This is a genomic window from Microbacterium sp. NPDC060117 (assembly GCF_042729315.1).
Classification (GTDB): domain Bacteria; phylum Actinomycetota; class Actinomycetes; order Actinomycetales; family Microbacteriaceae; genus Microbacterium.
In genome coordinates this window covers 123,769-145,993 of record NZ_JBHWXR010000001.1, presented here as the reverse complement: position 1 = coordinate 145,993, position 22,225 = coordinate 123,769, and the positions used below count along the sequence as shown (strand labels likewise).

21 protein-coding genes and 1 tRNA gene are annotated in these 22,225 nt (G+C 70.6%); 16 read left to right on the top strand and 6 right to left on the bottom strand.

Annotated features, from left to right (window positions below):
• The first annotated feature begins 106 nt into the window (after window positions 1–106).
• From ACFWCK_RS00630 to ACFWCK_RS00600, 7 genes are all read left to right on the top strand, one after another.
• Window positions 107–1,003, top strand: coding sequence for a sugar kinase (locus ACFWCK_RS00630; protein WP_378804078.1), 897 nt, complete (start codon window positions 107–109; stop codon window positions 1,001–1,003).
• 117 nt (window positions 1,004–1,120) lie between these two features.
• The gene (locus tag ACFWCK_RS00625; protein WP_233310493.1) at window positions 1,121–1,750 is read left to right on the top strand and encodes a TetR/AcrR family transcriptional regulator; all 630 of its coding nucleotides are present in this window, start codon (window positions 1,121–1,123) and stop codon (window positions 1,748–1,750) included.
• Window positions 1,751–1,960: 210 nt separating this feature from the next.
• The gene (locus ACFWCK_RS00620; protein WP_378804077.1) at window positions 1,961–3,781 is read left to right on the top strand and encodes a Na+/H+ antiporter; all 1,821 of its coding nucleotides are present in this window, start codon (window positions 1,961–1,963) and stop codon (window positions 3,779–3,781) included.
• Between the two features lie 108 nt (window positions 3,782–3,889).
• Window positions 3,890–4,564, top strand: coding sequence for a DedA family protein (locus ACFWCK_RS00615; RefSeq protein ID WP_378804076.1), 675 nt, complete (start codon window positions 3,890–3,892; stop codon window positions 4,562–4,564).
• Window positions 4,565–4,645: 81 nt separating this feature from the next.
• On the top strand, window positions 4,646–5,557 hold the full coding sequence (locus tag ACFWCK_RS00610) for a MetQ/NlpA family ABC transporter substrate-binding protein (protein ID WP_378804075.1): 912 nt from the start codon (window positions 4,646–4,648) through the stop codon (window positions 5,555–5,557).
• 120 nt (window positions 5,558–5,677) lie between these two features.
• Window positions 5,678–6,751, top strand: coding sequence for a methionine ABC transporter ATP-binding protein (locus tag ACFWCK_RS00605; RefSeq protein ID WP_233310497.1), 1,074 nt, complete (start codon window positions 5,678–5,680; stop codon window positions 6,749–6,751).
• Window positions 6,751–7,410, top strand: a complete 660-nt coding sequence (locus tag ACFWCK_RS00600) for a methionine ABC transporter permease (protein WP_233310498.1) — start codon at window positions 6,751–6,753, stop codon at window positions 7,408–7,410. The genes ACFWCK_RS00605 and ACFWCK_RS00600 overlap by 1 nt, the downstream gene beginning before the upstream one ends.
• Before the next feature lie 132 nt (window positions 7,411–7,542).
• On the opposite strand, the gene ACFWCK_RS00595 is transcribed toward ACFWCK_RS00600, so the two are convergent.
• Both ACFWCK_RS00595 and ACFWCK_RS00590 read right to left on the bottom strand, forming a co-directional pair.
• Complete coding sequence (locus tag ACFWCK_RS00595) at window positions 7,543–7,854, bottom strand: thioredoxin family protein (RefSeq protein WP_233310499.1); 312 nt, start codon at window positions 7,852–7,854, stop codon at window positions 7,543–7,545.
• A 175-nt stretch (window positions 7,855–8,029) separates the two neighbouring features.
• The gene (locus tag ACFWCK_RS00590) at window positions 8,030–8,971 is read right to left on the bottom strand and encodes a pseudouridine synthase (RefSeq protein WP_378805032.1); all 942 of its coding nucleotides are present in this window, start codon (window positions 8,969–8,971) and stop codon (window positions 8,030–8,032) included.
• 165 nt (window positions 8,972–9,136) lie between these two features.
• On the opposite strand from ACFWCK_RS00590, the gene ACFWCK_RS00585 reads away from it, so the two are divergent.
• The gene (locus ACFWCK_RS00585; protein ID WP_378804073.1) at window positions 9,137–10,090 is read left to right on the top strand and encodes an aldo/keto reductase; all 954 of its coding nucleotides are present in this window, start codon (window positions 9,137–9,139) and stop codon (window positions 10,088–10,090) included.
• 17 nt (window positions 10,091–10,107) lie between these two features.
• Window positions 10,108–11,055 carry a zinc-binding dehydrogenase gene (locus ACFWCK_RS00580; protein ID WP_378804072.1) on the top strand — a complete coding sequence of 316 codons (948 nt, stop codon included), beginning with the start codon at window positions 10,108–10,110 and terminating at the stop codon, window positions 11,053–11,055.
• Between the two features lie 6 nt (window positions 11,056–11,061).
• Here ACFWCK_RS00580 and ACFWCK_RS00575 read toward each other — a convergent pair whose 3' ends face one another.
• The gene (locus tag ACFWCK_RS00575; protein ID WP_233310502.1) at window positions 11,062–11,571 is read right to left on the bottom strand and encodes a MarR family winged helix-turn-helix transcriptional regulator; all 510 of its coding nucleotides are present in this window, start codon (window positions 11,569–11,571) and stop codon (window positions 11,062–11,064) included.
• 84 nt (window positions 11,572–11,655) lie between these two features.
• Window positions 11,656–12,123, bottom strand: a complete 468-nt coding sequence (locus tag ACFWCK_RS00570; protein ID WP_233310503.1) for a GNAT family N-acetyltransferase — start codon at window positions 12,121–12,123, stop codon at window positions 11,656–11,658.
• Between the two features lie 108 nt (window positions 12,124–12,231).
• Here ACFWCK_RS00570 and ACFWCK_RS00565 point away from each other — a divergent pair.
• From ACFWCK_RS00565 to ACFWCK_RS00540, 6 genes are all read left to right on the top strand, one after another.
• Window positions 12,232–12,303, top strand: a tRNA-Gln gene (locus ACFWCK_RS00565).
• Between the two features lies 1 nt (window position 12,304).
• Window positions 12,305–13,735 (top strand): bifunctional UDP-N-acetylglucosamine diphosphorylase/glucosamine-1-phosphate N-acetyltransferase GlmU, encoded by a 1,431-nt coding sequence (glmU, locus tag ACFWCK_RS00560; RefSeq protein ID WP_233310504.1) that lies wholly within the window; start codon window positions 12,305–12,307, stop codon window positions 13,733–13,735.
• A 9-nt stretch (window positions 13,736–13,744) separates the two neighbouring features.
• Window positions 13,745–14,782, top strand: coding sequence for a ribose-phosphate diphosphokinase (locus tag ACFWCK_RS00555; RefSeq protein WP_233310505.1), 1,038 nt, complete (start codon window positions 13,745–13,747; stop codon window positions 14,780–14,782).
• 155 nt (window positions 14,783–14,937) lie between these two features.
• Window positions 14,938–15,420 carry an FMN-binding protein gene (locus tag ACFWCK_RS00550; protein WP_378804070.1) on the top strand — a complete coding sequence of 161 codons (483 nt, stop codon included), beginning with the start codon at window positions 14,938–14,940 and terminating at the stop codon, window positions 15,418–15,420.
• 78 nt (window positions 15,421–15,498) lie between these two features.
• The gene (locus ACFWCK_RS00545; protein WP_378804069.1) at window positions 15,499–16,362 is read left to right on the top strand and encodes an FAD:protein FMN transferase; all 864 of its coding nucleotides are present in this window, start codon (window positions 15,499–15,501) and stop codon (window positions 16,360–16,362) included.
• Window positions 16,359–17,885 carry a ferredoxin--NADP reductase gene (locus tag ACFWCK_RS00540; RefSeq protein WP_378804068.1) on the top strand — a complete coding sequence of 509 codons (1,527 nt, stop codon included), beginning with the start codon at window positions 16,359–16,361 and terminating at the stop codon, window positions 17,883–17,885. Before ACFWCK_RS00545 ends, ACFWCK_RS00540 begins: the two co-directional genes overlap by 4 nt.
• Window positions 17,886–18,058: 173 nt before the next feature.
• On the opposite strand, the gene ACFWCK_RS00535 is transcribed toward ACFWCK_RS00540, so the two are convergent.
• The gene (locus tag ACFWCK_RS00535) at window positions 18,059–19,711 is read right to left on the bottom strand and encodes an ATP-binding protein (RefSeq protein WP_378804067.1); all 1,653 of its coding nucleotides are present in this window, start codon (window positions 19,709–19,711) and stop codon (window positions 18,059–18,061) included.
• A gap of 36 nt (window positions 19,712–19,747) precedes the next feature.
• A complete protein-coding gene (locus ACFWCK_RS00530) occupies window positions 19,748–20,482 on the bottom strand; it encodes a response regulator transcription factor (RefSeq protein ID WP_045270808.1) in 735 nt (244 codons plus the stop codon).
• 203 nt (window positions 20,483–20,685) lie between these two features.
• Here ACFWCK_RS00530 and ACFWCK_RS00525 point away from each other — a divergent pair, with 203 nt between their 5' ends.
• Window positions 20,686–22,206 (top strand): ABC transporter permease, encoded by a 1,521-nt coding sequence (locus ACFWCK_RS00525; RefSeq protein WP_378804066.1) that lies wholly within the window; start codon window positions 20,686–20,688, stop codon window positions 22,204–22,206.
• Window positions 22,207–22,225 lie beyond the last annotated feature (19 nt).

Below are 22,225 nucleotides of genomic sequence, written 5' to 3'. Positions count from 1 at the left end.
CCGAGGACCGCGTCGAGCGACCCCTATGGGGAGTGCTTTTCGCACGCTCGTTGCATATGATGCAACGACTGTTGCGCACTCTGGAGCAATGGGAGAGAATGCCCGAATGGCATCTGAAGACGTTCCTGCGCTGATCGCGATCGGCGAGAGCATGGCGATGGTGGCTCCGAGCAGGGCGGAGTCCCTCCTCGACGCGGAGAGCATCCGGCTCCGGGCGGCGGGCGCCGAGTCCAACGTGGCCGGGCACGTGGCGGCGCTCGGTGGCGGAGCTGCCTGGGTGAGCGCGCTCGGCGACGACGTGCTCGGACGTCGTGTGCACCAGGAGATCGCGGCGCAGGGCGTCGACACCCGCTGGGTGTCGTTCGATGCGGCGGCGCCCACGGGCGTCTTCTTCAAGGACCCGGGTCGCGGGGTCAGCTACTACCGCGCGGGTTCCGCCGCTTCGCGCATGACGCCGGACGCCGTCGCGCGGATCCCGCTGGAGCAGGCGCAGGTCGTGCATCTCTCGGGGATCACTCCCGCGCTCTCGGACGACTGCGCCGCGATGATCGAGTCGGTGTTCGAGCGCGTCGCCGCGAGTGGCGCGCTGCTCAGCTTCGATGTGAATCACCGTGCCGGATTGTGGTCGGTCGAGGATGCGGCCCCGATTCTTCGCGATCTCGCGAATCGCGCCGACATCGTGTTCGTAGGACGCGACGAGGCGGAGACGCTCTGGGGGCGCCCGTCGGCGGACGACGTGCGTGCGCTGCTCCCCGCGCCGACGCGACTGATCGTGAAGGACGGAGACGTCGGCGCCACCGAGTTCTCCGCGAACGGTCCCGCCTTCGTGCCAGCGATCCCGACCGACGTGGTGGAGCCCGTCGGAGCCGGCGATGCCTTCGCCGGGGGCTACCTCGCCGGCCTGCTGCGCGGATGGAACGTGCAGGAGTGTCTGCGGAGCGGGCATGAGCGGGCGCATCTGGTGCTCCAGTCGACGAGCGACAGTGCGCCGGTTCGCGCCTGACGGCGACCGGTTCGGGCCCTCTGCGGCGAGGGACCCGCGTGTGCGGCGCAGCAGCTGCCCGCGACGTGGGATCGCCGGCCCCGTTGCCCGGCGCTCGACGCTCAGTAGTCTGAGGGCATGACACCGGGAGCCGCGCCGGACGCGACGCGGATGAAGCTCCTCGCGGCAGCCGCCGAGGAGATCGTCGACCGCGGTTACTCCGGGGCCTCGCTGTCTCGGACGGCGGAGCGCATCGGACTCACCAAGGGCGCATTCAGCAGACATTTCCCGACCAAGGATTCGATCGTCGACGCCATCGTCGCGGCGGCTGCGGAACGGTCTCCCGACATCCTCCGCATGGCAGGAGAGGGGTTCCCGGGAAGCCCGATCAGGGCCTGCATCCTCGCGATCGGCGGGATCGCCGCCGCCGCACGTGACGACCCGCTGATCTCCGCGTCGCTTCTGCTGGTGCAGGATCCCGCCATCGACGTCGTGCGCGTCGCGCCATTCCGTCGGCTGGTCGCGGACATGCTCCGCGCACCCTTGAGCGCTGCCGTCGAAGAGGAGGGGTACGCCCTCGTCATGTCCGTCGACGACGCCGTGCAATTCCTCCTCGTCGTGCTGACCGGCTTCCTCTCGTCCCGTCGCTTCGACCAGACATTCGGGCCTCGTCAAGAGCTCATCTTCATGCAGGCAGCGCTCGTCGGCATCGGCGTGCCGGATGCGGAGGGGATCGTCCTGGACGTGCTCCGGAGGCTCGGCTTCTGAGCCGGCTGCGGATCGGGCGTCCGCCCGTGTTACGCTCGCTGACGGGGGTGTAGACGATCGTCTATTCGCCGGGGGACGCAGTCCGTCGTCATGGATGTGGGGACATCGATGGCGACGGACTCCCACCCGGGAATACCGTGGTCCTACGCGGTGCTGTGCTCTGGGCGGACGGCACTCGCGGTCCGCACGCGAGACGAGAGGAGACCGCACATGGAAGGTCTCGAAGTCACCGTCCTGCTGGGGCTCACGATCCTCACGGGCGCCCTGCTCGCACCGCGGCTGCGGCTCGCGATGCCGCTCGTGCTCGTCATCCTCGGCCTCGCGCTGGGTTTCGTCCCGGCGCTGCGTGAGATCCAGCTGCCGCCGGAGACCGTGCTGCTGCTGTTCCTGCCGGTCATGCTGTTCTGGGAGAGCCTGACCACGTCGCTGCGCGCGATCCGGCGCGATTTCCGCTACATCCTGCCCATGAGCACGCTGCTCGTCGTGGCCTCCGCCTTCGCCGTCGCGGGGATCGGCCTGCTGTTCGGGCTGCCCTGGGAGACCGCGCTGATCCTGGGCGCGGCGGTCGCGCCGCCCGACGCCACCGCGGTCGCGGCGCTCGGTCGGCTGCTGCCGCGGCGGATGTTCATGAAGCTCAAAGCGGAGAGCCTCACCAACGACGGCACGGCCCTCGTCCTGTACGCGATCGGGATCTCGCTCGCGGTCGGCGGGCACATCACGCCGCTCAGCGTGACGTGGTCGGTCATCGTGTCCTACGTCGGAGGCATCGCAGCCGGTGTGGCGGTCGCGGCGCTCGGGTACTTCCTGCTGCGAGCGATCGGATCCACGATCGTGATCAACACCACGCTGCTGCTGATCCCGTTCGTCGCGTTCCTTCTGGCGGAGCTGATCGGCGCCTCCGGGGTCCTCGCCGTGGTCGTCGCCGGGGTGATCATCGCGTACGTGTCGCCGACCGTGACCACGGCGCAGTCGCGGCGGCAGGCCGAGTCCGCGTGGCCGTTCGGGGTGTTCCTGCTCAACGGCGCGCTGTTCGTCCTCATCGGGCTCGAGGTGCAGTACGTCGTGCACCAGATCTCGGCCGGCGCGATCGGGCGCCTTGTCCTCGTCACGCTCGTGGTCTGGGTCGCTCTGCTGGTCGTGCGCTATCTGTTCCAGCTGCTCAGCGTGCCGTTCTACCAGCGCACCGGGCCGCGCCCGCCCCGTGGCGTCCGGGCGCGCTCGCGCGTGCTGAGCACGTTCGCGGGCATGCGCGGAGCGGTGTCGCTCGCGATCGCGCTGTCGGTGCCTGCGGGCGCCGTCGCCGGGGGAGAGCTGGACGGCCGCGACGAGATCGTGTTCGTGACGGCCGGTGTCATCCTGCTGAGCCTGCTGGTGCAGGGCACTCTGCTGACGGCGATCGTGCGGTGGGCGCGCATCCCGGCCGATCAGGGCGAGGTGGAGGAGTACGAGCTCGCCGAACGCACGATCTCGGGCGCGGCGCTCTCCGCGCTGGACGACCTCGCGGTGCGACACGAGGTCAGCGACGAGGTGCGCGACCGGATCCGGTTCGAGGGCTACCAGATGCTCGAGTACACGAACGCGCGCACCCTCGCCCGGGAGCAGGCCCTCGTGGACGCCGAGGTCAAGGCGCTGGATGAGATGCTCGGCCAGCCCGACCCGCTCGCCGCGGGGACGGAGCCGGAAGAGGTGGCGGGCGGGTCCGACGACATCGGGTCCGACGGCATCGGCGGCGAGCCGATCGACGCCGCTGATCCGGGTCCGGTCGGCGGATCCGCGCCGCGCCGCACGCTCATCGAGGGTGCGACGCTGCAGATGATCGCGACGTCCGAGGACGTCGACCTGATGCAGCGCTCGCCGCTGGTCCGCCACGACGAGTTCATGCGACTCAAGCTGGCGCTGCTGGATCGCAAACGGGAGGTGCTGCTGGGTCTGCGCCGTTCCGGGACGGTCGACGACCTCGTCGTGAGACGGATCTCCGCGCGGCTCGACCTCGAGCAGCTCCGTCTGCAGGGGCTCGAGGAGTTCGACTGACGGGACGTGCTGCTCGTCGGCCGTCTCGTACTCCGGTAGTACGACAGGCGACGAGGATCACTCCGCAGAAGGACGCGATCGGATCCGGTCGCGACCTACCGTGAGGGCATGGCCGACCTCCTGAGCTCGTTCCTCCTCACGCCGTGGGCGCCGCTGCTGATTCTGCTGTTCTGCTTCCTGGACGGATTCTTCCCGCCCGTGCCGAGCGAGACGGTGGTCGTCGGCGCTCTGTCGCTGGCCTTCGCGACGGGGCCCGCCGCCACTCCGACGGCGGTCCTGATCCTGCTCGCGGCGGGTGCGGGCGCGGCCGCCGGCGACAGCGCGGCCTACGCGATCGGTCGTCGACTGGGTACGGAACGGTGGGCGTGGATGCGGCGCCACCGTGTGCGCTCGGCGCTGGAATGGGCGGGGGAGAGCCTCGCCCGGCGTCCGGCGATGTACCTGCTCGTCGCGCGGTACATCCCGGTCGGGCGCGTCGCGGTGAACATGACCGCAGGAGCGACCCGGCTGCCGTATCGCCGTTTCCTGCCGCTGTCGCTCATCGCGGCCGTCGGCTGGGTCGCGCTCAGCGCGCTGATCGCGTCCGTCGCCTCGGCATGGCTCGGGCACTCGCCGCTGCTCGCGGCCGTGGTCGGCGTCGTCATGTCGATCGTGATCGGGGTGCTGATCGATCTCGGATCCCGTCTCGTCCGCCGCGGTCGCGCGCGGCGCGCCGTGCTGAGGGCTCCGAAGGGCGGCGGCGAACGCGACCTTGTCGGCGCGGGCGCCCGCGCCGAGCTGTGACGCCGTGTGACGAGTCGATTCGGATCGCCTTCGCCGTCGCTCGTAGCGTGGTCGAGTCCCCCAAGAGAGGAACTCACAGCCATGTCCCGCAAGCTCACCACCGTGCTCGCCGCCGCCACCGCGGCCGCTGCGCTCGTCATCTCCCTCGTCGGCTGCTCGTCCGCATCCGGTGCCGCATCCGACCCCACCGCGGAAGCCGGCAAGACCGTCAAGGTCGGCGTCGTCGGCAAGAGCGACCCGCAGTGGCCCGCGTTCGTCGACGCTGCCAAGAAGGAGGGCATCACCGTCGAGCTCGTGGACTTCGGCTCCTACGAACAGCCGAACCCCGCGCTGACCGAGGGCGAGATCGACCTCAACCAGTTCCAGCACATCGTCTACCTCGCGCAGTACAACGTGAAGTCGGGCAAGGACCTGCAGCCGGTCGGATCCACCGCGATCTACCCGCTCGGCCTGTACTCGAAGAAGTACAAGAGCGTGAAGGACATCCCCGCCGGCGAGACCGTCGCGGTTCCCGATGACGCGTCCAACCAGGCGCGCGGTCTGCTCGTGCTGCAGTCGGCCGGCCTCATCACGCTCAAGAGCGGCGGCTCGATCTTCTCCGACCTCGCTGACGTCGACACCGCGAAGTCGAAGGTCAAGGTCACCGCACTCGAGGCGGCGCTGATCCCGACGTCGCTGCCGGACGTGGCCGCCGCGATCATCAACAACGATTTCGTCAAGGACGCCGGTCTCACGTTCAAGGACGCGATTGCGCAGGACGACCCCAAGGATCCCAACGCGCTGCCGTACGTGAACATCTTCGCGGCTCCGGCCAAGGAGAAGGACAACGCCACCTACAAGAAGCTCGTCGAGATCTTCCAGACCGACAGGGCCGTGCAGGCGGGCCTCGCCAAGGCCTCCGGCGACACCGGGGTGCCCCTCAAGGTCGACGCGGCCGAGCTGCAGAAGACCCTCACCAAGGTCGAGGGCGACGTCAAGACCCACAAGGGCTGACCTCACTCACATGCGGCGGAGGTGAACCCGCCGCGTGCGAGAGAACCGGGCGACGCGGAACCGCGTCGCCCGGTTCCGCGTCGCGAGAACCCAGGACGCAGAACCGAAACCGGAGAATCCATGCCGATCGTGAGCCTGCAAGGCGTCACCAAGACCTACCCGGCCACCGCACGGGACGGTGCGCCCGTCGTCGCCGTCGACGACGTGACCCTCGAGATCGCCCAGGGCGACGTGTTCGGCATCATCGGCTATTCCGGCGCCGGCAAGTCGACCCTGGTGCGGCTGATCAACGCGCTCGAGCCGACCACGAGCGGTCATCTGATCGTCGACGGCGTGGACATCACGACGCTCTCCGAGCGGGAGCTGCGCCGGGTGCGCGGCGGCATCGGGATGATCTTCCAGCAGTTCAACCTGTTCTCCGCCAAGACGGTCAGGGCCAACATCGCCTATCCGCTCAAGCTCGCAGGCTGGGCGAAGGCCGACATCGAGGCGCGGGTGACGGAGCTGCTCGCGTTCGTCGGGCTCTCGGACAAGGCGAAGGCGTTCCCCGAGCAGCTGTCCGGCGGCCAGAAGCAGCGCGTCGGCATCGCGCGTGCGCTGGCCACCCGTCCCGCGATCCTGCTCGCCGATGAGGCGACCAGCGCGCTGGATCCGCAGACCACGCACGAGGTGCTCGAGCTGCTCGCCCGGGTGAACCGGGAGCAGGGCGTCACGATCGTCGTCATCACGCACGAGATGGACGTGATCCAGACGCTGGCCACCAAGGTCGCGGTCATGGAGGGCGGACGCGTCGTCGAGCAGGGTGACGTGTTCGAGGTCTTCTCGAACCCGCAGAACCCGGCGTCGCAGCGCTTCGTCGGCACCGTCATCAAGGGCGTCCCGTCGCCGGCCGAGCAGGCTTCGCTGCAGGCGCGCCACGACGGTCGCCTCGTCACCTTCTCGTTCCGCGACGGCGACTCCTCGCAGGCGCAGGTGTTCCTCGATCTGGCTGCGGCGGGTCTCGGGTTCGAGCTCGTCTACGGCGGTATCAACGACATCCGCGGACGCGCCTTCGGGCACCTCACGCTCGCGATCCGCGGGGCGGATGACGGGATCGACACGGCGCTGGAGAAGATCCGCCTGCACGCGACCGTGACCGAGATCGGATCAGATGCCCCGGCGGGCACGGCATCGGACGAAGGCGGGGTGCGCTGATGGATCGGCTCATCGAACTGCTCCCGGACTTCTGGCAGGCGGCTCTCGAGACGCTGTACATGACCACGTTCGCGCTCGCCATGGCGGGCGTGATCGGCACGATCATCGGCATCGGCCTGTATGTCACCCGTCCCGGTGGTCTGCTGCCGAACCGTCCGGTCAGCATCCTGATCTCGTTCCTGGTGAACTTCATCCGCCCGATCCCGTTCGTGATCTTCATCGCGGTGCTGCAGCCGTTCACGCGGATCGTCATCGGCACGGGCATCGGCATCAACGCCGGCGCGTTCGCGATCGGCGTCGCCGCGTCGTTCGCGATCGGGCGCATCGTCGAGCAGCACCTCGTCTCGGTGTCGCCCGGAGTGATCGAGGCGGCCCGCTCGATGGGAGCCGGGCCGTGGCGGATCCTGCTCACGGTCGCGATGCCCGAGGCGCTCGGGCCGCTGATCCTCGGCTACACGTTCATCGTGGTGGCCCTCATCGACATGACCGCGATGGCGGGTCTGGTCGGTGGCGGCGGACTCGGCGCGTTCGCCCAGGTCTACGGCTTCCGGCAGTTCGAGCCGGTGGTGATGTGGGCCGCGATCATCCTCATCGTGGTGTTCGTGCACCTCGTGCAGACCTTCGGCACCTGGCTCGCCCGCCGGATCATGCGGCGCTGAACCGGTCGGGCGGCGGCCCTGTTTGGGGCGTGTTCTGTCGTTTTGGGGCGCGGCACACCCGATATTCCGGTCAGGACGCGCCCCGAACGGTGTGATCGCGCCCCGAACCGGAGGTGGAGGCGGGCGCGCGGGTCAGGATCCGAGCGCCGCGCGCAGGGCCGGGACGAGCATCTCCGCGGTGGGGTGACCCGAGGGGCCGTCCGCCGTGCGGTACACCCGGCAGGCCAGATCCTGGATCGGCGCGGATCCCGGCACCGCGTCCACGCCGTCGACGAGCACGGTCGGCGAACCGGAGAAGGCGGTCGCGGCGGCCTCGGCGGGGGTGCGGATCACGCGGACCGCGGGTTCCGTCTCGAGTCCCAGCTCGGAGAGCGCTTGGCGCACGGCGCGCTCCGCGGCGGGCCCGTTCGGGCAGCCGTCGATGGTCAGGATCTCGATCCGCATGGGACGATCATCTCCCGATCCGCGCGGCTGAGGACCGGTTCGGGGCGGGTTCTGTCGTTTTGGGGCGCGGTCTGCAAGGATTTCCCGGCGCGGGGCGCCCCGAACGGCAGGATCGCGCCCCAAAACGGAGGTGGAGGGACGGGGGAGGCCGGAGCCGCGGCTGCCGCCGGGGCGGTCACTCCCGGGCCGGAGCGTCCTGCAGCGTGCGTCGGGTGCGGAACTCGCGGGGCGTGCCGGTCAGCGGATCCGTGAAGCGCAGTTCGCGAGCGAGCAGCTGCAGCGGGCGGTCGAAGTCGTCCGGCTGCTCGGGCAGCAGCTCGGGGTAGAACGCGTCGTGCAGGATCCCCGCGCCGAGCTCGGCGAGATGGACGCGCAACTGGTGCATGCGTCCCGAGTGCGGGCGCAGCAGGGTGTGCAGCACGCGGTCGTCGAAACCGAGCAGTTCCACGAGGGTCTCCGCATTCGGTTCGCGATCCGGATCCACCTGCACGCAGACGTGTCCGCGCAGCTTCTCGATGTGGTTGCGGTGTACGAGCGGGAACGCGGATCCACCGAGGGCCGGTGCCCGCGGATCCCACGACTCGGGCAGCAGGGAGACCGCCTCGTAGACCTTCTCGACCCGGCGGTTCTCGAACAGCAGCTGGTACGCGCCGCGCGTGACGGGCCGCGCCGAGAACATCAGCACGCCCGCCGTGGCGCGGTCGAGACGGTGGATCGGGGTGAGGTCCGGGTTCCCCAGCGCGTTGCGCAGCCGCACCAGTGCGGAATTCTGCAGATACTTGCCGCCGGGGGTGGTCGGCAGGAAGTGCGGCTTGTCGACCACGACCAGGTCCTCGTCCTGATGCAGGATCTCCACATCGAAGGGGATGTGCTTCTCCACCGCAGGCTCCCGGTAGTACCAGACGAAGTCGTGCAGGCCGAGCGGGGTCTCCCGCGTGAGCGCGGATCCGTCGATCGCGACGATCTCTCCGCGGTCGAACCGGCCCAGCAGTCGCTCGGGGTCGAGGTGGAAGAAGCGCTCGGCCATGAAGGCGCCGACCGTGGGCCACGGCCCCTCGGAGGGGAGGCGCAGGCGGGTCGCGCCGACGCCGTCGCGCACGGGCAGGGGAGAGCGCATCGCCATTCGGCCCAGCCTAGTTCGCACGGGAGTCATCGACGAACGGCGGATCCGGCTCGTGGCCGGGCGGCAACCCGAACGGCTTGCGGATCCGGCTCGAGGGCATGCTCGGGTCATCGGGCGTCACACGGAAATAGTCTTCGCGGCCGAGCGGTTGCGTCGAACATGACTCGCATCGGATCCAGTGACCTGTCCGTCTTCCCGCTCTCCCTCGGCGGCAACGTGTTCGGCTGGACCGCCGATCGCGACGCGTCGTTCGCCGTGCTCGACGCGTTCGTGGCGGGCGGGGGCGACTTCATCGACACTGCTGACGGATACAGCGCGTGGGTGGAGGGCAACAGCGGTGGCGAGAGCGAGACGATCATCGGCGAGTGGCTCGCCTCGCGGCGGCCGGAAGGCCTCGTGGTCGCGACGAAGGTGAGCCAGCACCCGCAGTTCCGCGGGCTGTCGGCCGCGAACGTCCGGCGGGCGGCGGAGGCGTCGCTCGACCGCCTCGGGGTGGACGCGATCGACCTGTACTACGCGCACTTCGACGACGAGACCGTGCCCCTCGAGGAGACCGTGGCCGCCTTCGGGCAGCTCGTGGAGGACGGGCTGGTCCGCAACATCGCAGTGTCCAACTACTCGGCGGATCGGATCCGCGCCTGGATCGAGATCGCCCGCTCCACCGGCGTCGCCCTGCCGGTGGCGGTGCAGCCGCACTACAACCTCGTGCACCGCAACGAGGTCGAGGAGACGATCGTTCCGGTTGCGACCGAGTTCGGACTGAGCCTCATCCCGTACTACGCGCTCGCGAGCGGGTTCCTCACGGGCAAGTACCGTTCGACGGACGCGACCGGGCAGTCCTCGCCGCGCGCCTCCGGTGCGGCGAAGTACGCGACGGAACACGGCCTGCGCATCATCGACGCGCTCGAGGAGATCGGCGGCGCGCACGGCGCCTCGATCGCGGCGACCGCGCTCGCATGGCTGCGCGCCCAGCCCGCCGTGGTCGCTCCGATCGCCAGCGCGCGCACGGCGGAGCAGGTGGAGGATCTGCTCGTCGGCGGGCGGCTCGAACTCGCCGCCGACGAGGTCGAGCGTCTCCGCAGCGTCTCCGAGTGGACCCCGGCGCAGGTCTGACGGCGCAGGCGATCACCATGCGCGCAGCGAGATACGCCGCTCCCGGAGCCGCGTCGGAGGTCATCTCCCTCGTCGAGACCGATGCGCCGACGCCCGGCACGGGCGAGATCCTGGTCAGGGTGGCGGCGGTCGGGCTCAATCCGGTGGATGTGAAGATCCGGGCGGCGGGGCACGACTTCGGGTCGATCCGGTACTCCGACCGACCCGGTTGGGACGTCGCGGGCACGGTCGTCGGCGTCGGCCCCGATGTGACCGGATGGCGCGAGGGCGCCGCCGTGTTCGCTCTGGCCCGGTTCCCCGATGCCGCCCATACGCTCGCCGATCTCGTCGCCGTGCCCGTCGCAGACGTGGCGGCGGCCCCTCGGGCGTGGAGCGTCGCCCAGGCGGGCGCGGCGCCGCTCGCCGCGCTGACCGCCCGGCAGGCGCTCGACGCGGCCGGTGTCGGCGCGGACAGCGACGCACGCGTTCTCGTGCTCGGTGGGGCGGGCGGTGTCGGTCACCTCGCCGTGCAGCTCGCCGCGGCGCGCGGCGCGCACGTCATCGCGACCGCGAGCCCGGAGAAGCAGCCGCTCGTCGCCTCCTGGGGCGCCGTCGAGGTGATCGACTACCGCGATGGGGATGCGCTCGCGGCGATCGCCCCCGTGGACGCCGTCATCGTCACGGTCTCCGATGGGCTCCCGCCCCGCGGCGCGATCCGTGAGGGCACCGCAGTCGTCACGATCACGGGGTACTCCGCGGAGCAGGAGGCCGAGCTCGGCGACTGGGGAGCGGCACCGATCCGGCGGATCCTGGTGGCGGCGAACGGCGCGCAGCTGGCCGAGATCGCAGCGCTCGCGGATGCAAGCAGGATCACGGTGCACCTGGACTCGGCATACGATCTGGGCGATCTCGCCGCGGCCCAGGAGCGCGTCGAGACCGGGCGCGTCACCGGCAAGGTCGTGGTTCTCGTCGAGCCTCAGGACTGATCGCGGTCAGGCGTCGAAGCTCAGGCTGAGCTTGCGCAGGAGGGCAGCGAGGCGTTCGCGATCGCTGCGGGACAGCGCCGAGAGCAGCGTCGCCTCCGCGTCCACCAGGCGCGTGATCGCGGCATCCACGCGCACTCTGCCGTCGTCCGTGAGCGTGACCAGCACGCTGCGGCCGTCACCGGGATCCGCCTCGCGGCGCACCAGGCGGCGGCCCACGAGACGGTCGATGCGGTTCGTCATCGTGCCGCTGGAGACGAGGGTCTGCTGCAGCAGCTGCTTGGGGCTGAGCTGGAACGGGGCGCCCGCACGCCGCAGGGCGGACAGGACGTCCCACTCCCACGGCTCGAGGTCGCTGCGGCGGAACACGTCGCGGCGCGCGCGGTCCAACAGCCGGGACAGCCGATCCACGCGTGAGAGCACTTCGAGGGGCGAGAAGTCCAGGTCCGGCCGCTGCGTGTTCCACGCCGCGACGATCCGGTCGACCTCGTCGCCCGTGGATGGATCGCCGATGCTCATCCGTCCATTATCCCGGCGGATCGGGCGGGCGCCGTCGCTGCGGCGATCGGTCGATCATGGCCGGGTTCCGGCGGGCGGAGCGGATCACGTCTCCAGCCGCACCGTGAGGAAGAGGCTGTGCGGATCCTCGACGTACGACCCGAACGGCTCGCACTCGTCGAAACCGGCCTTGGCGTACAGCCGGTGCGCGGCCCAGAAGAAGTCGCTCGAACCGGTCTCCAGGGAGACTCGCCCGATGCCGCGGTCGCGCGCATCGCCGAGCAGCGCGGTCAGCATCACGGAACCCACTCCGCGACCGCGCATCCGGGGCGCGGTGCGCATCGACTTCAACTCCTCGTGACCGGGCTCGAGCTCGGCGAGCGCCCCGGTGCCGACGAGCGCGCCGTCCACCGTCGCGGTGAAGAGGCGCACGCGGGGCGAGAGCAGGCGCGAGATGTCCAGGGCATGCCGGCTCTCCGGCGGCGCGGTCGCCTGCATGTCGTGGAGATGGTCGCTCAGGAAGACCTCGAGATCGGGCGTCGTGGTCTGCACGCGGGCGATGCGGATCGTCATGACGTCAGCCTCGCGCAACGACGTTGCGAGGATGTTGCCGCCGGGTTCCGGCCCGGTCACGCAGACGACGCATGGCAGAATTGAGGAGCGGACGCACGGCGACCGCGGTCCGCCGTGGTGTAACGGCAGCACCCCAGCCTTTGGAGCTGCGGGGTCCAGGTTCGAATCCTGGCGGCGGAGCATGACGCAGAACTCACTCGCCATCGTCGTCCTCGCCGCAGGTCAGGGCACGCGCATGAAGTCGCGCCTTCCGAAGGTGCTGCATCCGATCGCCGGGCGCACCCTGGTCGGCCATGTGCTGGCCACCGCCTCCCGTCTGGGGGCGGCCACGGTCGAGGTGGTCGTGCGCCACGAGCGCGATCTGGTGGTCGCGGCGCTGGCCGCGGAGCACCCCGAGGCGGTCATCGTCGATCAGGACGAGATCCCCGGCACCGGGCGCGCCGTGCAGGTCGCCCTCGACGCGCTGCCCGCCGGCTTCGACGGCGACGTGCTCGTGCTCTCCGGCGACGTTCCGCTGCTCGAGGCCGAGACGCTGCAGGCCCTCATCGACGGGCATCGCGCCGCGGCAGCCGCGGCGACCGTGCTGAGCGCGATCGTCGACGACCCGAACGGCTACGGACGCATCATCCGCGACGCCGCCGGGGACGTCGCCCGCATCGTCGAGCAGAAGGATGCGGACGAGGCGGAGAAGGCCACGCGCGAGATCAACGCCGGCGTGTACGTGTTCCGGGCGGATCTGCTCCGCGCCGAGCTGGCGAACGTCACCACCGACAACGCGCAGGGCGAGATGTACCTGACCACGGTGATCGGACTGCTGCGCGAGCACGATGAGAAGGTCGCCGTCGAGATCGCCGCGGACACCGCCGCGACCTTCGGCATCAACGACCGCGTCCAGCTCGCCGACGCCGCGCGCACCCTGAACGACCGGATCGTGCGCCGCTGGCAGCGCGAGGGCGTCACGATCCAGGATCCGGCGACGACCTGGATCGACGACGACGTCACGCTCGCGCCCGACGTCACGATCCTCCCGAACACGCACGTCCTGCGGGCCAGCACGGTCGCGAGCGGCGCGATCATCGGCCCGGACACGACGCTCGTCAGCACCGAGGTCGGCGAGGACGCGACGGTGCGTCGCTCCGAGGCGACGCTCGCCGTGATCGGCGCCCGCGCGACCGTCGGCCCGTTCTCCTACCTGCGGGCGGGCACCACGCTCGGCGCGGACGGCAAGATCGGGGCCTACGTCGAGACCAAGAACGCCCAGATCGGCGACGACTCCAAGGTGCCGCATCTGTCCTACGTCGGCGATGCCACCGTCGGCCGCGGCGTGAACCTCGGAGCGTCGACGATCACGGCGAACTACGACGATGTGAACAAGCACCACACCGAGATCGGGGACGAGGTGCACACCGGGTCGCACACGGTGCTCGTCGCGCCCGTTAGGCTGGGTGCCGGCGCGAAGACCGGCGCCGGTGCCGTCGTCCGCAAGGACGTCCCCGCCGGTGCCCTCGCGATGAGCGTCGCACCCCAGCGCAACGTCGAGGGGTGGGTCGAGAAGAACAGAGCAGGCACGGCCGCGGCAGATGCCGCGGCGCGAGCCGATTCGGCGGAATAGGCGGGTCCGATGGGGCGCAAGAAGAACACGACGGTCGAGCTGGATCGCGAGAACGACATCGCACCGGGCCTCGTCGCCAAGACGAAGAAGCGGCTCGTCGTCGCCGGAGGTCGCTCGCATCCCGAGCTGGTCTCGGCGGTCGCCGCAGCGCTCGGCACCGAGATCGCGCCGGTCGAGCACCGCACGTTCGCATCCGGCGAGCTCTACGCGCGCTTCGAGGTGTCGATCCGCGGCTGCGACCTGTTCATCATCCAGTCCTTCGGTGAGCCGATCAACGAGTGGCTCATGGAGACGCTCATCATGCTCGACGCCGCCAAGCGCGCGTCGGCCAAGCGCATCACCGTCGTCGCCCCGTACTATCCGTACGCGCGCCAGGACAAGAAGGGCCGCGGCCGCGAGCCGATCTCGGCCCGCCTCGTCGCCGACATGCTCAAGGTGGCCGGTGCCGACCGCGTGATGAGCGTCGACCTGCACGCCGCACAGATCCAGGGTTTCTTCGACGGCCCCGTCGACCACCTCTTCGCGAAGCCCGTGCTGCTGCACCACTTCGAGGAGACGCTCACCGCGGAGGATCGCGAGACCCTCACGATCGTCTCCCCGGACATGGGCCGCGTGCGGGTCGCGGACACCTGGTCCGACAGCCTCGACGCTCCGCTCGCGATCATCCACAAGCGCCGCGATCCCAAGGTCGCCAACCAGGTCTCGGTGCACGAGATCGTCGGCACCGTGGACGGACGCACCTGCCTCCTCGTCGACGACATGATCGACACGGGCGGCACGATCGTGAAGGCCGCCCAGGCGCTCAAGGCCAATGGCGCCCGCAAGGTCATCGTGGCGGCGACCCACGCGATCTTCTCGGATCCGGCCAGCGAGCGCCTGCAGGACTCCGCGATCGACGAGGTCGTCGTGACCGACACGATCCCGCTGTCGGCCTCGCGACGGTTCCCGGGCCTGCGCATCCTCCCGATCGCCCCACTGCTCGCGACCGCGATCCGTCAGGTGTTCGAGGACGGATCCGTCACGAGCATGTTCGACGGCGCCGCCTGAGACGCGTCCGCCCGACAGCGCCCGAGAGGCCGGCCGGTTCTGACCGGGCGGCCTCTCGGCGTCTCCGGTGCCGTGTCGTCCTGCACGGGATCTGCTTCACGACGCGCTGCGTCATCTCAAAGGTGACGCACAGGAGGGTCTCGGAAGCTGGAACCATGAAGCTCTCGCCCTCGGTACGTCAAGGATCCGCTCTCATCGGCATCGCAGGAACGATGCTGCTCGCGGGATGCGCGGCCGAGTCGTCCTCCGCCGAGACCACGACGGATGCACCCGCGCCCTCGGCGAGCACGAGTGCTGCGCCGTCCGCGACGAGCACCGCTTCCTCCAACGATTCCGGCTCCACCTACAAGGACGGCACGTACACCGCCGACGGCTCGTATCAGACCCCGGAGACGGTGGAGAAGATCACGGTCTCCGTCACGGTCGTCGGCGACACGGTCACGAAGGTCGATGTCACCGGTGACCCGCAGGCGGCGGAGACGAAACACTACCAGTCGCAGTTCATCGGCGGGATCTCCGCGCAGGTCGTCGGCAAGAAGCTCGACGACATCTCCGTCAGCCGGGTCTCCGGTTCGTCGCTGACCAGCAAGGGGTTCAACCAGGCGCTGGCCACCATCCGCACCGAAGCCAAGGGCTAGGGTGCGAACCCTCCCCGGGCTCGTGGTCTGCGCGTGCCCGGCCCCGGGCCGACCGTTGCGCAGTCCAGACGCGCGCTGATGGACATCTGGCGATTCGAGGCGATCGGGACGATCTGGGAGATCGGCACGATCGGCCCTCTTGCGGACGGGGCGCGCGACGCCGTGCGCGAGACGATCGACGACTTCGACCACACCTGGTCCCGGTTCCGCGCGGACTCGCTCGTGACGGCCCTCAGCGAGGAGCCGCAGGAGGTGCCGGCGCCACCGGACGCGGCGGCGATGCTCGACCTGTACCGGGAGCTCTCGCTCGCGACCGACGGCGCCGTGCAGCCGCTCGTCGGCGACAGCCTGTCCGCGCGCGGCTACGACGCCCGGTACTCGTTCCGCGATCGGGGTGCGAGTCCGGCACCCGCCGACTGGGCCGAGCAGCTCGCCTGGGACGACGGCGCCCTCGCGCTGCACGCGCCCGCGCTCATCGATGTGGGTGCGATCGGCAAGGGTCGCCTGGTCGATGTCGTGCACGACCTGCTCGGTTCCCTGGGGCATGCCGAGCGCCTGGTCGACGCCGGCGGCGACCTGCGCGTGAGCGGGGCTCCGGTCCGAGTCGGGCTGGAGCATCCGTTCGACACGACGAGCGCGATCGGCGTCGCCGTGGTCGCGGACGTGGCGCTCTGCGGGTCGGCCGTGAACAGGCGCGCATGGCCGGGAGAGCGCGGCGGGTTGCACCACGTGCTGGATGCGCGAACCGGAGAACCGGTGCGCACGTACGCTTCGACCTGGGCGATCGCTGCCGAGGCGATGGTCGCGGATGCGGCCGCCACGGCGCTGTTCTTCGACGGGGGTCCCGCCTTCGCCGCACGGTTCGGTGTGGAATGGGTGCGGATGACCACGCACGGCGCGGTCGAATGGTCGGCGGGGAATCGGATGGAGGTGTTCGCATGATCGCGACGCTGATCGGCGCACGGCAGCGTGTGCTCGCGCAGCTCGGGCGGCTGTCGATGTACCGGCTCACCCTGTACGCGCTGCTCGTGCTGGCCGCGGTCGCCGTGATCCTGTCGGCGGTCGGCGCGATCTCCTCCACGCCGCTCGACATCCTCGCCACGCTGGCGCTGCTGATGATCGCGACGCTCTGCACCGATGCCGTCGCCCAGACACTGCTGCATGCGCCGCGTCGTATCGAGTCGTCGCTGATCACGGCGCTCATCCTGCTGTTCGTCGTGCAGCCGGGTGCGAACCCCGACCAGGTCGGCGGCATCGCGCTGGCGGGCGTGATCGCGGCGGCCTCCAAGTATCTGCTGGTGTGGCGGGGGCGGCACCTGTTCAACCCGGCGGCGGTCGGCGCGACCGTGCTCACGATCACCGGCCTCGGCTTCTCTGCCTGGTGGGTCGGCACTCCGGCGATGGCGATCCCCGTGATCGTGCTCGGCCTGCTCGTGCTGTGGCGCACCGAGCGGATCCGGGTCGTGCTGCTTTTCGTCGTCGCGTACGCCGTGGTCTCGATCCTTCGGTTCTGCGTGCAGTCCGCGGCGGCGGGGCTCGCGATCGAGCCCGGAGCGCTGGTGACGTCGGTCCTTCTGCAGTCGCCGGTGCTGTTCCTGGGCGCGTTCATGCTCTCCGAGCCGCTGACTCTGCCGTCGCGACGGTGGCAGCAGCTGCTCGTCGCGACGGTCGTGGGAGCGCTCGCCGGCTGGCCGATCAGCCTCGGGATCATCACGCTCGGTCAGGAGAGGGCGCTGCTGGTCGGCAACCTCCTCGCGGCCGTGCTCGTCGCCCGCGCCGGGATCCGGCTCTCGCTCGTGCGCCGCCGTGCGCTGACGCCGACCGTGCAGGAGCTGACGTTCCGGGCGCGACGCCCCTTCCGGTTCGCACCGGGGCAGTACCTCGAGCTGCAGCTGCCGCACCGTCGCCCCGACAGCCGGGGCACGCGCCGGGAGTTCAGCATCGTCTCCACGCCCGCCGAGCTGCCGTTCGTGCGCGTCGCGTATCGCGAGGCCGAGCGCGGCTCGACCTTCAAGCGCGCCCTGGGCGCCGTCCAGCCCGACGACACGCTCACCGCGACCGGCGTGTGGGGCGATTTCGTGCTGCCCGCCGGGGATGCGCCGGTGCTGCTGATCGCCGCCGGCATCGGCGTGACGCCGTTCGTGTCGCAGCTCGGCGCGCGCGAACGGCCGGACGCCGTCCTCGTGCTCGTCGCCTCCTCGGCCGAGGAGTGCGCGTACCTGCACGAGCTCGGCGGATCCGGCGCGCGGATCGTGGTGGTCACCCCCGATCGTCCCGGCGCCCTGCCGTCGGGCGTGGAGTGGGCCGGGGGTACACGGCTGGACGCGACGCTGCTGCGGACCCTGGTGCCGGATCTGGCGCGTCGTCATGCCTTTGTGTCGGGCCCGCCGCGGCTGATCGCCGACCTCGCACCGGCACTGCGCGGCGCCCGCGGGGTCACTACCGACGCGTTCGCGGGCTACTGACGTCGGATCCGCCGGGGCACCGGGTTTCGTCTCGGTCGCGCTGCGAGCGTCCTCTCTCGACGACCCCGTCTTGTGGCTCTCGCGTCCCTCTCGGGGTCGTTGAGCGAGCACCGCCGCAGGCGGAGCGAGACGAAACGCGGTGGGATGTGCGGAGTCGCGCCGTCGGTGCGGTCTCAGTGCCCGCCGAGCGTGCGGGTCATCTCGTGCCCGCCGCGGCCGGAGTCGCCATCGGGGGAGCTGCCGGCGGATCCGGAGGGCGTCGAGGGCGCCGGGCCCGTCGACGGCGTGCCGCTCGGCTTCGTGCCCGACGGAGTGCTGCCCGTCTGCGGGTGCGGCACCCTCGGCAGGCGGACCGTGAACAGCGTCGCGCCGGGTTCGCTCTGCACGGAGATCGTGCCGCCGTGGCCGTCCACGATCGCCTTCGTGATCGACAAGCCCAGGCCGGATCCGCCGGTCGCCCGGTTGCGGGAGCGATCACCGCGGGCGAAGCGGCTGAACAGCTCGTCCCGCACGGCGGGGTCGATGCCGGGTCCGTCATCGCACACCCGCAGGACGGCCTCGTGCCCCTCCTCCGCCACCTCGATCGTGATCTGCGTTCCGGCGGGAGTGTGCGTGCGCGCGTTCGCGAGCAGGTTCGTGACGACCTGTTGCAGCCGTCCGGTGTCGCCGATGAGTTCGACGGGCTCCTCGGGCACGTCGATCGCCCAGTCGTGGTCCGGCGCGGTGGGGCGGGCATCCTCGACGCCCTCGATCGCGAGCCGGGACAGGTCGACGGTGGAGAGCGAGAGCTCCCTGCCCTCCTCGAGACGGGCGAGCAGCAGCAGGTCCTCGACGAGGCTGGTCATCCGCAGCGACTGCGCCTGGATGCGCTCCAGGGCGGTGTGCGCGGAGGCCGTGGCCGCATCCTCCGGGGCATCCGACTTCGACAGCGCGCGCAGCGACAGCTCCGAGTATCCGCGGATCGAGGACAGCGGCGTGCGCAGCTCGTGGCTCGCGTCGGCGACGAACTGCCGCATCCGCTCCTCGTTGCGCTGCCGCACCGCGAGCGAGGCGTCGACGTGATCGAGCAGGGTGTTCAGCGCGGATCCGACGAGTCCGGTCTCGGTGCGCGGATCGGCCTCGGCGGCCGGCACGCGTTCCGTGATCGACACGTCTCCACGGTCCAGCGGCAGGTTGGCGACCCTGTTCGCGGTCGCCGCGACCTCGCGGAGCGGACGCAGAGCGACCCGGATCGTGATCGCCGTGGACAGCGCGAGCAGGATCAGCCCGCCGATCGTGGTGAGCGCGATCATGGAGAACAGCGTCGTGATCTGGGCCTCCGTTGAGGCACGGGGAAGGCCCGTGATCACCTCGAACTGGGTCGGGCCCGTTTGCGGCACGGGCTGATGCACGAACTGATAGTCGCCGAGCTGCGAGAGATCTTCCGCGTACCGTCCCTCAGAGAGTGCGGTGACGACCTGATGGATCTGCAGGGCGGTGAGGTCCTGCGCGACCCGATCGGACGTGACCACGGTGCCAGTCGCGGCCCCCGTCTGCGAGACCACGATCACGAGCGTGCCGTTGGGGACGCCGGTCGGCCCGACCACGAGGTCGGACGCGTTCGGCACGAAATGGCCGATCACGGCCGGCTGCCGGGCGATGCCGCCGACGCCCTTCGCGGTCGCGGCCAGTTCGTCCTGCAGTCGCCCGTTGAGCACGTTGCCGAGCACCACGCTCGTCGCGATCGCGATCACGACGAGGATGAGCGAGACGAATCCGGTGACCGCCGCCATCAGCCGCGTCTGCAGGGACAGCGGTCCCCTGGGGCGGGTGCGGAACGGATTCATCGTGGGCAAGCCTTCTTCGTGCTCGGTGCGGTCGTCTTACTGCTGCGGCGCCTTGATCATGTAGCCGACCCCGCGCACGGTGTGGATCAGCGCCACCTCGCGCCCCGCGTCCAGCTTCTTGCGCAGGTAGGAGATGTACAGCTCGACGACGCTGGAGCGACCGCCGAAGTCGTAGCTCCACACGCGATCGAGGATCTGGGCCTTGGAGAGCACACGGCGCTCGTTGCGCATGAGGAAGCGCAGCAGCTCGAACTCGGTGGCGGTCAGCTCGATCTCGTCGCCGGCGCGGACCACCTCATGGCTGTCCTCGTTGAGGGTGAGGTCGCCGACCTGCAGGATCGAGTCGCTCGCGTCCGTGGTGGCGCCGCCGGATCGGCGGATCACGGCGCGCAGCCGTGCGACGACCTCCTCGAGGCTGAACGGCTTGGTGACGTAGTCGTCGCCGCCGGCAGTGAGGCCCGCGATCCGGTCGCTCACCGCGTCCTTGGCGGTGAGGAACACGACGGGCACCATGTTGCCCTGCTCGCGCAGGCGCTTGAGGACGCCGAGCCCGTCCAGATCGGGCATCATGACGTCGAGGACCAGCGCGTCGGGCCCGAAGTCGCGGGCGACCTGGAGCGCTTCGAGTCCTGATCCGGCGGTGCGCACCTCCCAACCCTCCATCCGCAGGGCCATGGCGAGGAGGTCGGTGAGCATCGGCTCGTCGTCGACCGCGAGGATCCGCAGGGGAGAGCCATCGGGGCGGCGCAGCTCAGTGGCGTGATCGTTCATGGGATCTATTCTCCTCAATTTCCTATGAACGGTCTATGAGCTTTTGAATGCGCCGCCGTCGGGTCGAGCCGTGACCCGGCCGCGACGGCCGAGTCGCGCCGCCCCGGGCGTCCAGCGTGCTTAGCGCGCGCATAGCCGCACCATCATCGCGCCCCAGACCCGGCTCCTAGCGTCACCAGCACGAGCGTGACCGAAGGAGAAGCATGTACGGGACGTATCTGCGCCGGGAACTGGCCGGGCGGAAGAAGCAGACGGTGATCGTCGCCGTGGGCCTCGCGATAGCGATCGCCCTGGTGATCGTCGTCAACGCGCTGGCGGCGGGAGTGCGCGACGCGCAGACTCAGGCGCTCGCCCGCGTGTACGGCGTGGGCACCGACCTCACCGTGACCGGCGCACCGGCCCAGCGCGGCAGCGACACCGGGCAGCGCTTCGACTTCGGTGCGGGTGGCGGGGCCGCCGGCAGCGACGGCAGCACGACCCTGAAGACGTCCGTGCTGCGCGCCTCCCCAGCCCGCGGGACGATCGATGCGGCGGGCGTGAAGACCATCTCGGGCACGGCGAGCGTCGCTGCCGCGACGGGCGCGCTCAGCCTGACCAACATCACGTTCGACGGGCAGATCGCCCAGCAGGGGACGCAGCAGGGCGGCACCGGCCAGTCCGGCACCGGCCAGTCCGGTGCGGGCGAAGGCCAGGGAACGGGCGAGCGCCCGCGATTCGGCGGCGGCAACTTCGGGCTCAACTCGTTCTCGGTGCTGGGCGTCGACCCCTCCGCGGGGACGAGCGTGGGCCCGCTCTCATCGGTGAAGGTCTCGTCGGGGCGCGCGCTCGCCGCCGCCGATGCGGGTCAGCTGGTCGCCGTGGTGGACGGCACGTACGCCACCTCGAAGAGCCTGAGCGTGGGTGGCACGATCGACGTGGGCGGGTCCACGGTGAAGATCGTCGGGATCGTGGCCTCGTCGTCGGACTCCGCCGACACCGCGGCGAACGTGTACCTGCCGCTCGACACCGCCCAGAAGATCGCGGGCACGGGTGACGTGGTGTCGACGGTCTACGTGAAGGCGGCGTCGGCCTCCGACATCGCGTCCGTGCAGACCGCGCTCGCCAAGGCGCTTCCGACCGCGACCGTGAGCTCGCAGGCGGATCTCGCCTCCACCGTCTCCGGATCCCTCGCGAGCGCCGCCGGCATGATCGAGGGCCTCGGCACGTGGCTCTCCATCATCGTGCTCGCGGTCGCCGTACTCCTCGCCGTACTGTTCACGCTGTCCGGCGTCGCCCGGCGCACCCGCGAGTTCGGCACGCTCAAGGCCATCGGCTGGTCCAACGGGCGGATCGTCCGCCAGGTGGCCGGCGAGTCGCTCGTGCAGGGGCTCATCGGGGGCGCGGCGGGACTCGCGCTCGGTCTCGTCGGGATCCTCGTCGTGAATCTCGTCCAGCCCACGATCTCGGGTGCATCGGCCTCCGGGTTCGCGCGCGGCGGCGGTGCGGGAGGCGGACAAGCCGGCGCCGGAGTTGCGGGCGGCGCGTTCCAGGGCGGGGGAGGCGGGGGAGCCTTCCGCGGCCTCGGCGAGTCCGCGCAGGCGGTCGTGCTGCACGCTCCGCTCAGCGTGACGATCCTCGTCGCGGCCGTGGGCCTCGCGATCCTCGGCGGCCTCGTCGCCGGTGCCATCGGCGGATGGCGGGCGGCCCGCTTGAGCCCCGCCGAAGCACTGCGTTCCGCAGCCTGACCCCGCACCCCTACCAGGA

Bases quoted from the DNA above. Each gene is read 5' to 3' on its own strand.
- ACFWCK_RS00575 (WP_233310502.1), bottom strand. From the start codon at position 11,571: ATGAGCATCGGCGATCCATCCACGGGCGACGAGGTCGACCGGATCGTC.
- ACFWCK_RS00590 (WP_378805032.1), bottom strand. From the start codon at position 8,971: ATGCGCTCTCCCCTGCCCGTGCGCGACGGCGTCGGCGCGACCCGCCTG.
- ACFWCK_RS00530 (WP_045270808.1), bottom strand. From the start codon at position 20,482: ATGAACGATCACGCCACTGAGCTGCGCCGCCCCGATGGCTCTCCCCTG.
- ACFWCK_RS00630 (WP_378804078.1), top strand. From the start codon at position 107: ATGGCATCTGAAGACGTTCCTGCGCTGATCGCGATCGGCGAGAGCATG.
- ACFWCK_RS00625 (WP_233310493.1), top strand. From the start codon at position 1,121: ATGACACCGGGAGCCGCGCCGGACGCGACGCGGATGAAGCTCCTCGCG.
- ACFWCK_RS00615 (WP_378804076.1), top strand. From the start codon at position 3,890: ATGGCCGACCTCCTGAGCTCGTTCCTCCTCACGCCGTGGGCGCCGCTG.
- ACFWCK_RS00595 (WP_233310499.1), bottom strand. From the start codon at position 7,854: ATGCGGATCGAGATCCTGACCATCGACGGCTGCCCGAACGGGCCCGCC.
- ACFWCK_RS00550 (WP_378804070.1), top strand. From the start codon at position 14,938: ATGAAGCTCTCGCCCTCGGTACGTCAAGGATCCGCTCTCATCGGCATC.
- ACFWCK_RS00545 (WP_378804069.1), top strand. From the start codon at position 15,499: ATGGACATCTGGCGATTCGAGGCGATCGGGACGATCTGGGAGATCGGC.
- ACFWCK_RS00555 (WP_233310505.1), top strand. From the start codon at position 13,745: ATGGGGCGCAAGAAGAACACGACGGTCGAGCTGGATCGCGAGAACGAC.
- ACFWCK_RS00525 (WP_378804066.1), top strand. From the start codon at position 20,686: ATGTACGGGACGTATCTGCGCCGGGAACTGGCCGGGCGGAAGAAGCAG.
- ACFWCK_RS00610 (WP_378804075.1), top strand. From the start codon at position 4,646: ATGTCCCGCAAGCTCACCACCGTGCTCGCCGCCGCCACCGCGGCCGCT.
- ACFWCK_RS00570 (WP_233310503.1), bottom strand. From the start codon at position 12,123: ATGACGATCCGCATCGCCCGCGTGCAGACCACGACGCCCGATCTCGAG.
- glmU (WP_233310504.1), top strand. From the start codon at position 12,305: ATGACGCAGAACTCACTCGCCATCGTCGTCCTCGCCGCAGGTCAGGGC.
- ACFWCK_RS00600 (WP_233310498.1), top strand. From the start codon at position 6,751: ATGGATCGGCTCATCGAACTGCTCCCGGACTTCTGGCAGGCGGCTCTC.
- ACFWCK_RS00620 (WP_378804077.1), top strand. From the start codon at position 1,961: ATGGAAGGTCTCGAAGTCACCGTCCTGCTGGGGCTCACGATCCTCACG.
- ACFWCK_RS00580 (WP_378804072.1), top strand. From the start codon at position 10,108: ATGCGCGCAGCGAGATACGCCGCTCCCGGAGCCGCGTCGGAGGTCATC.
- ACFWCK_RS00585 (WP_378804073.1), top strand. From the start codon at position 9,137: ATGACTCGCATCGGATCCAGTGACCTGTCCGTCTTCCCGCTCTCCCTC.
- ACFWCK_RS00535 (WP_378804067.1), bottom strand. From the start codon at position 19,711: ATGAATCCGTTCCGCACCCGCCCCAGGGGACCGCTGTCCCTGCAGACG.
- ACFWCK_RS00540 (WP_378804068.1), top strand. From the start codon at position 16,359: ATGATCGCGACGCTGATCGGCGCACGGCAGCGTGTGCTCGCGCAGCTC.
- ACFWCK_RS00605 (WP_233310497.1), top strand. From the start codon at position 5,678: ATGCCGATCGTGAGCCTGCAAGGCGTCACCAAGACCTACCCGGCCACC.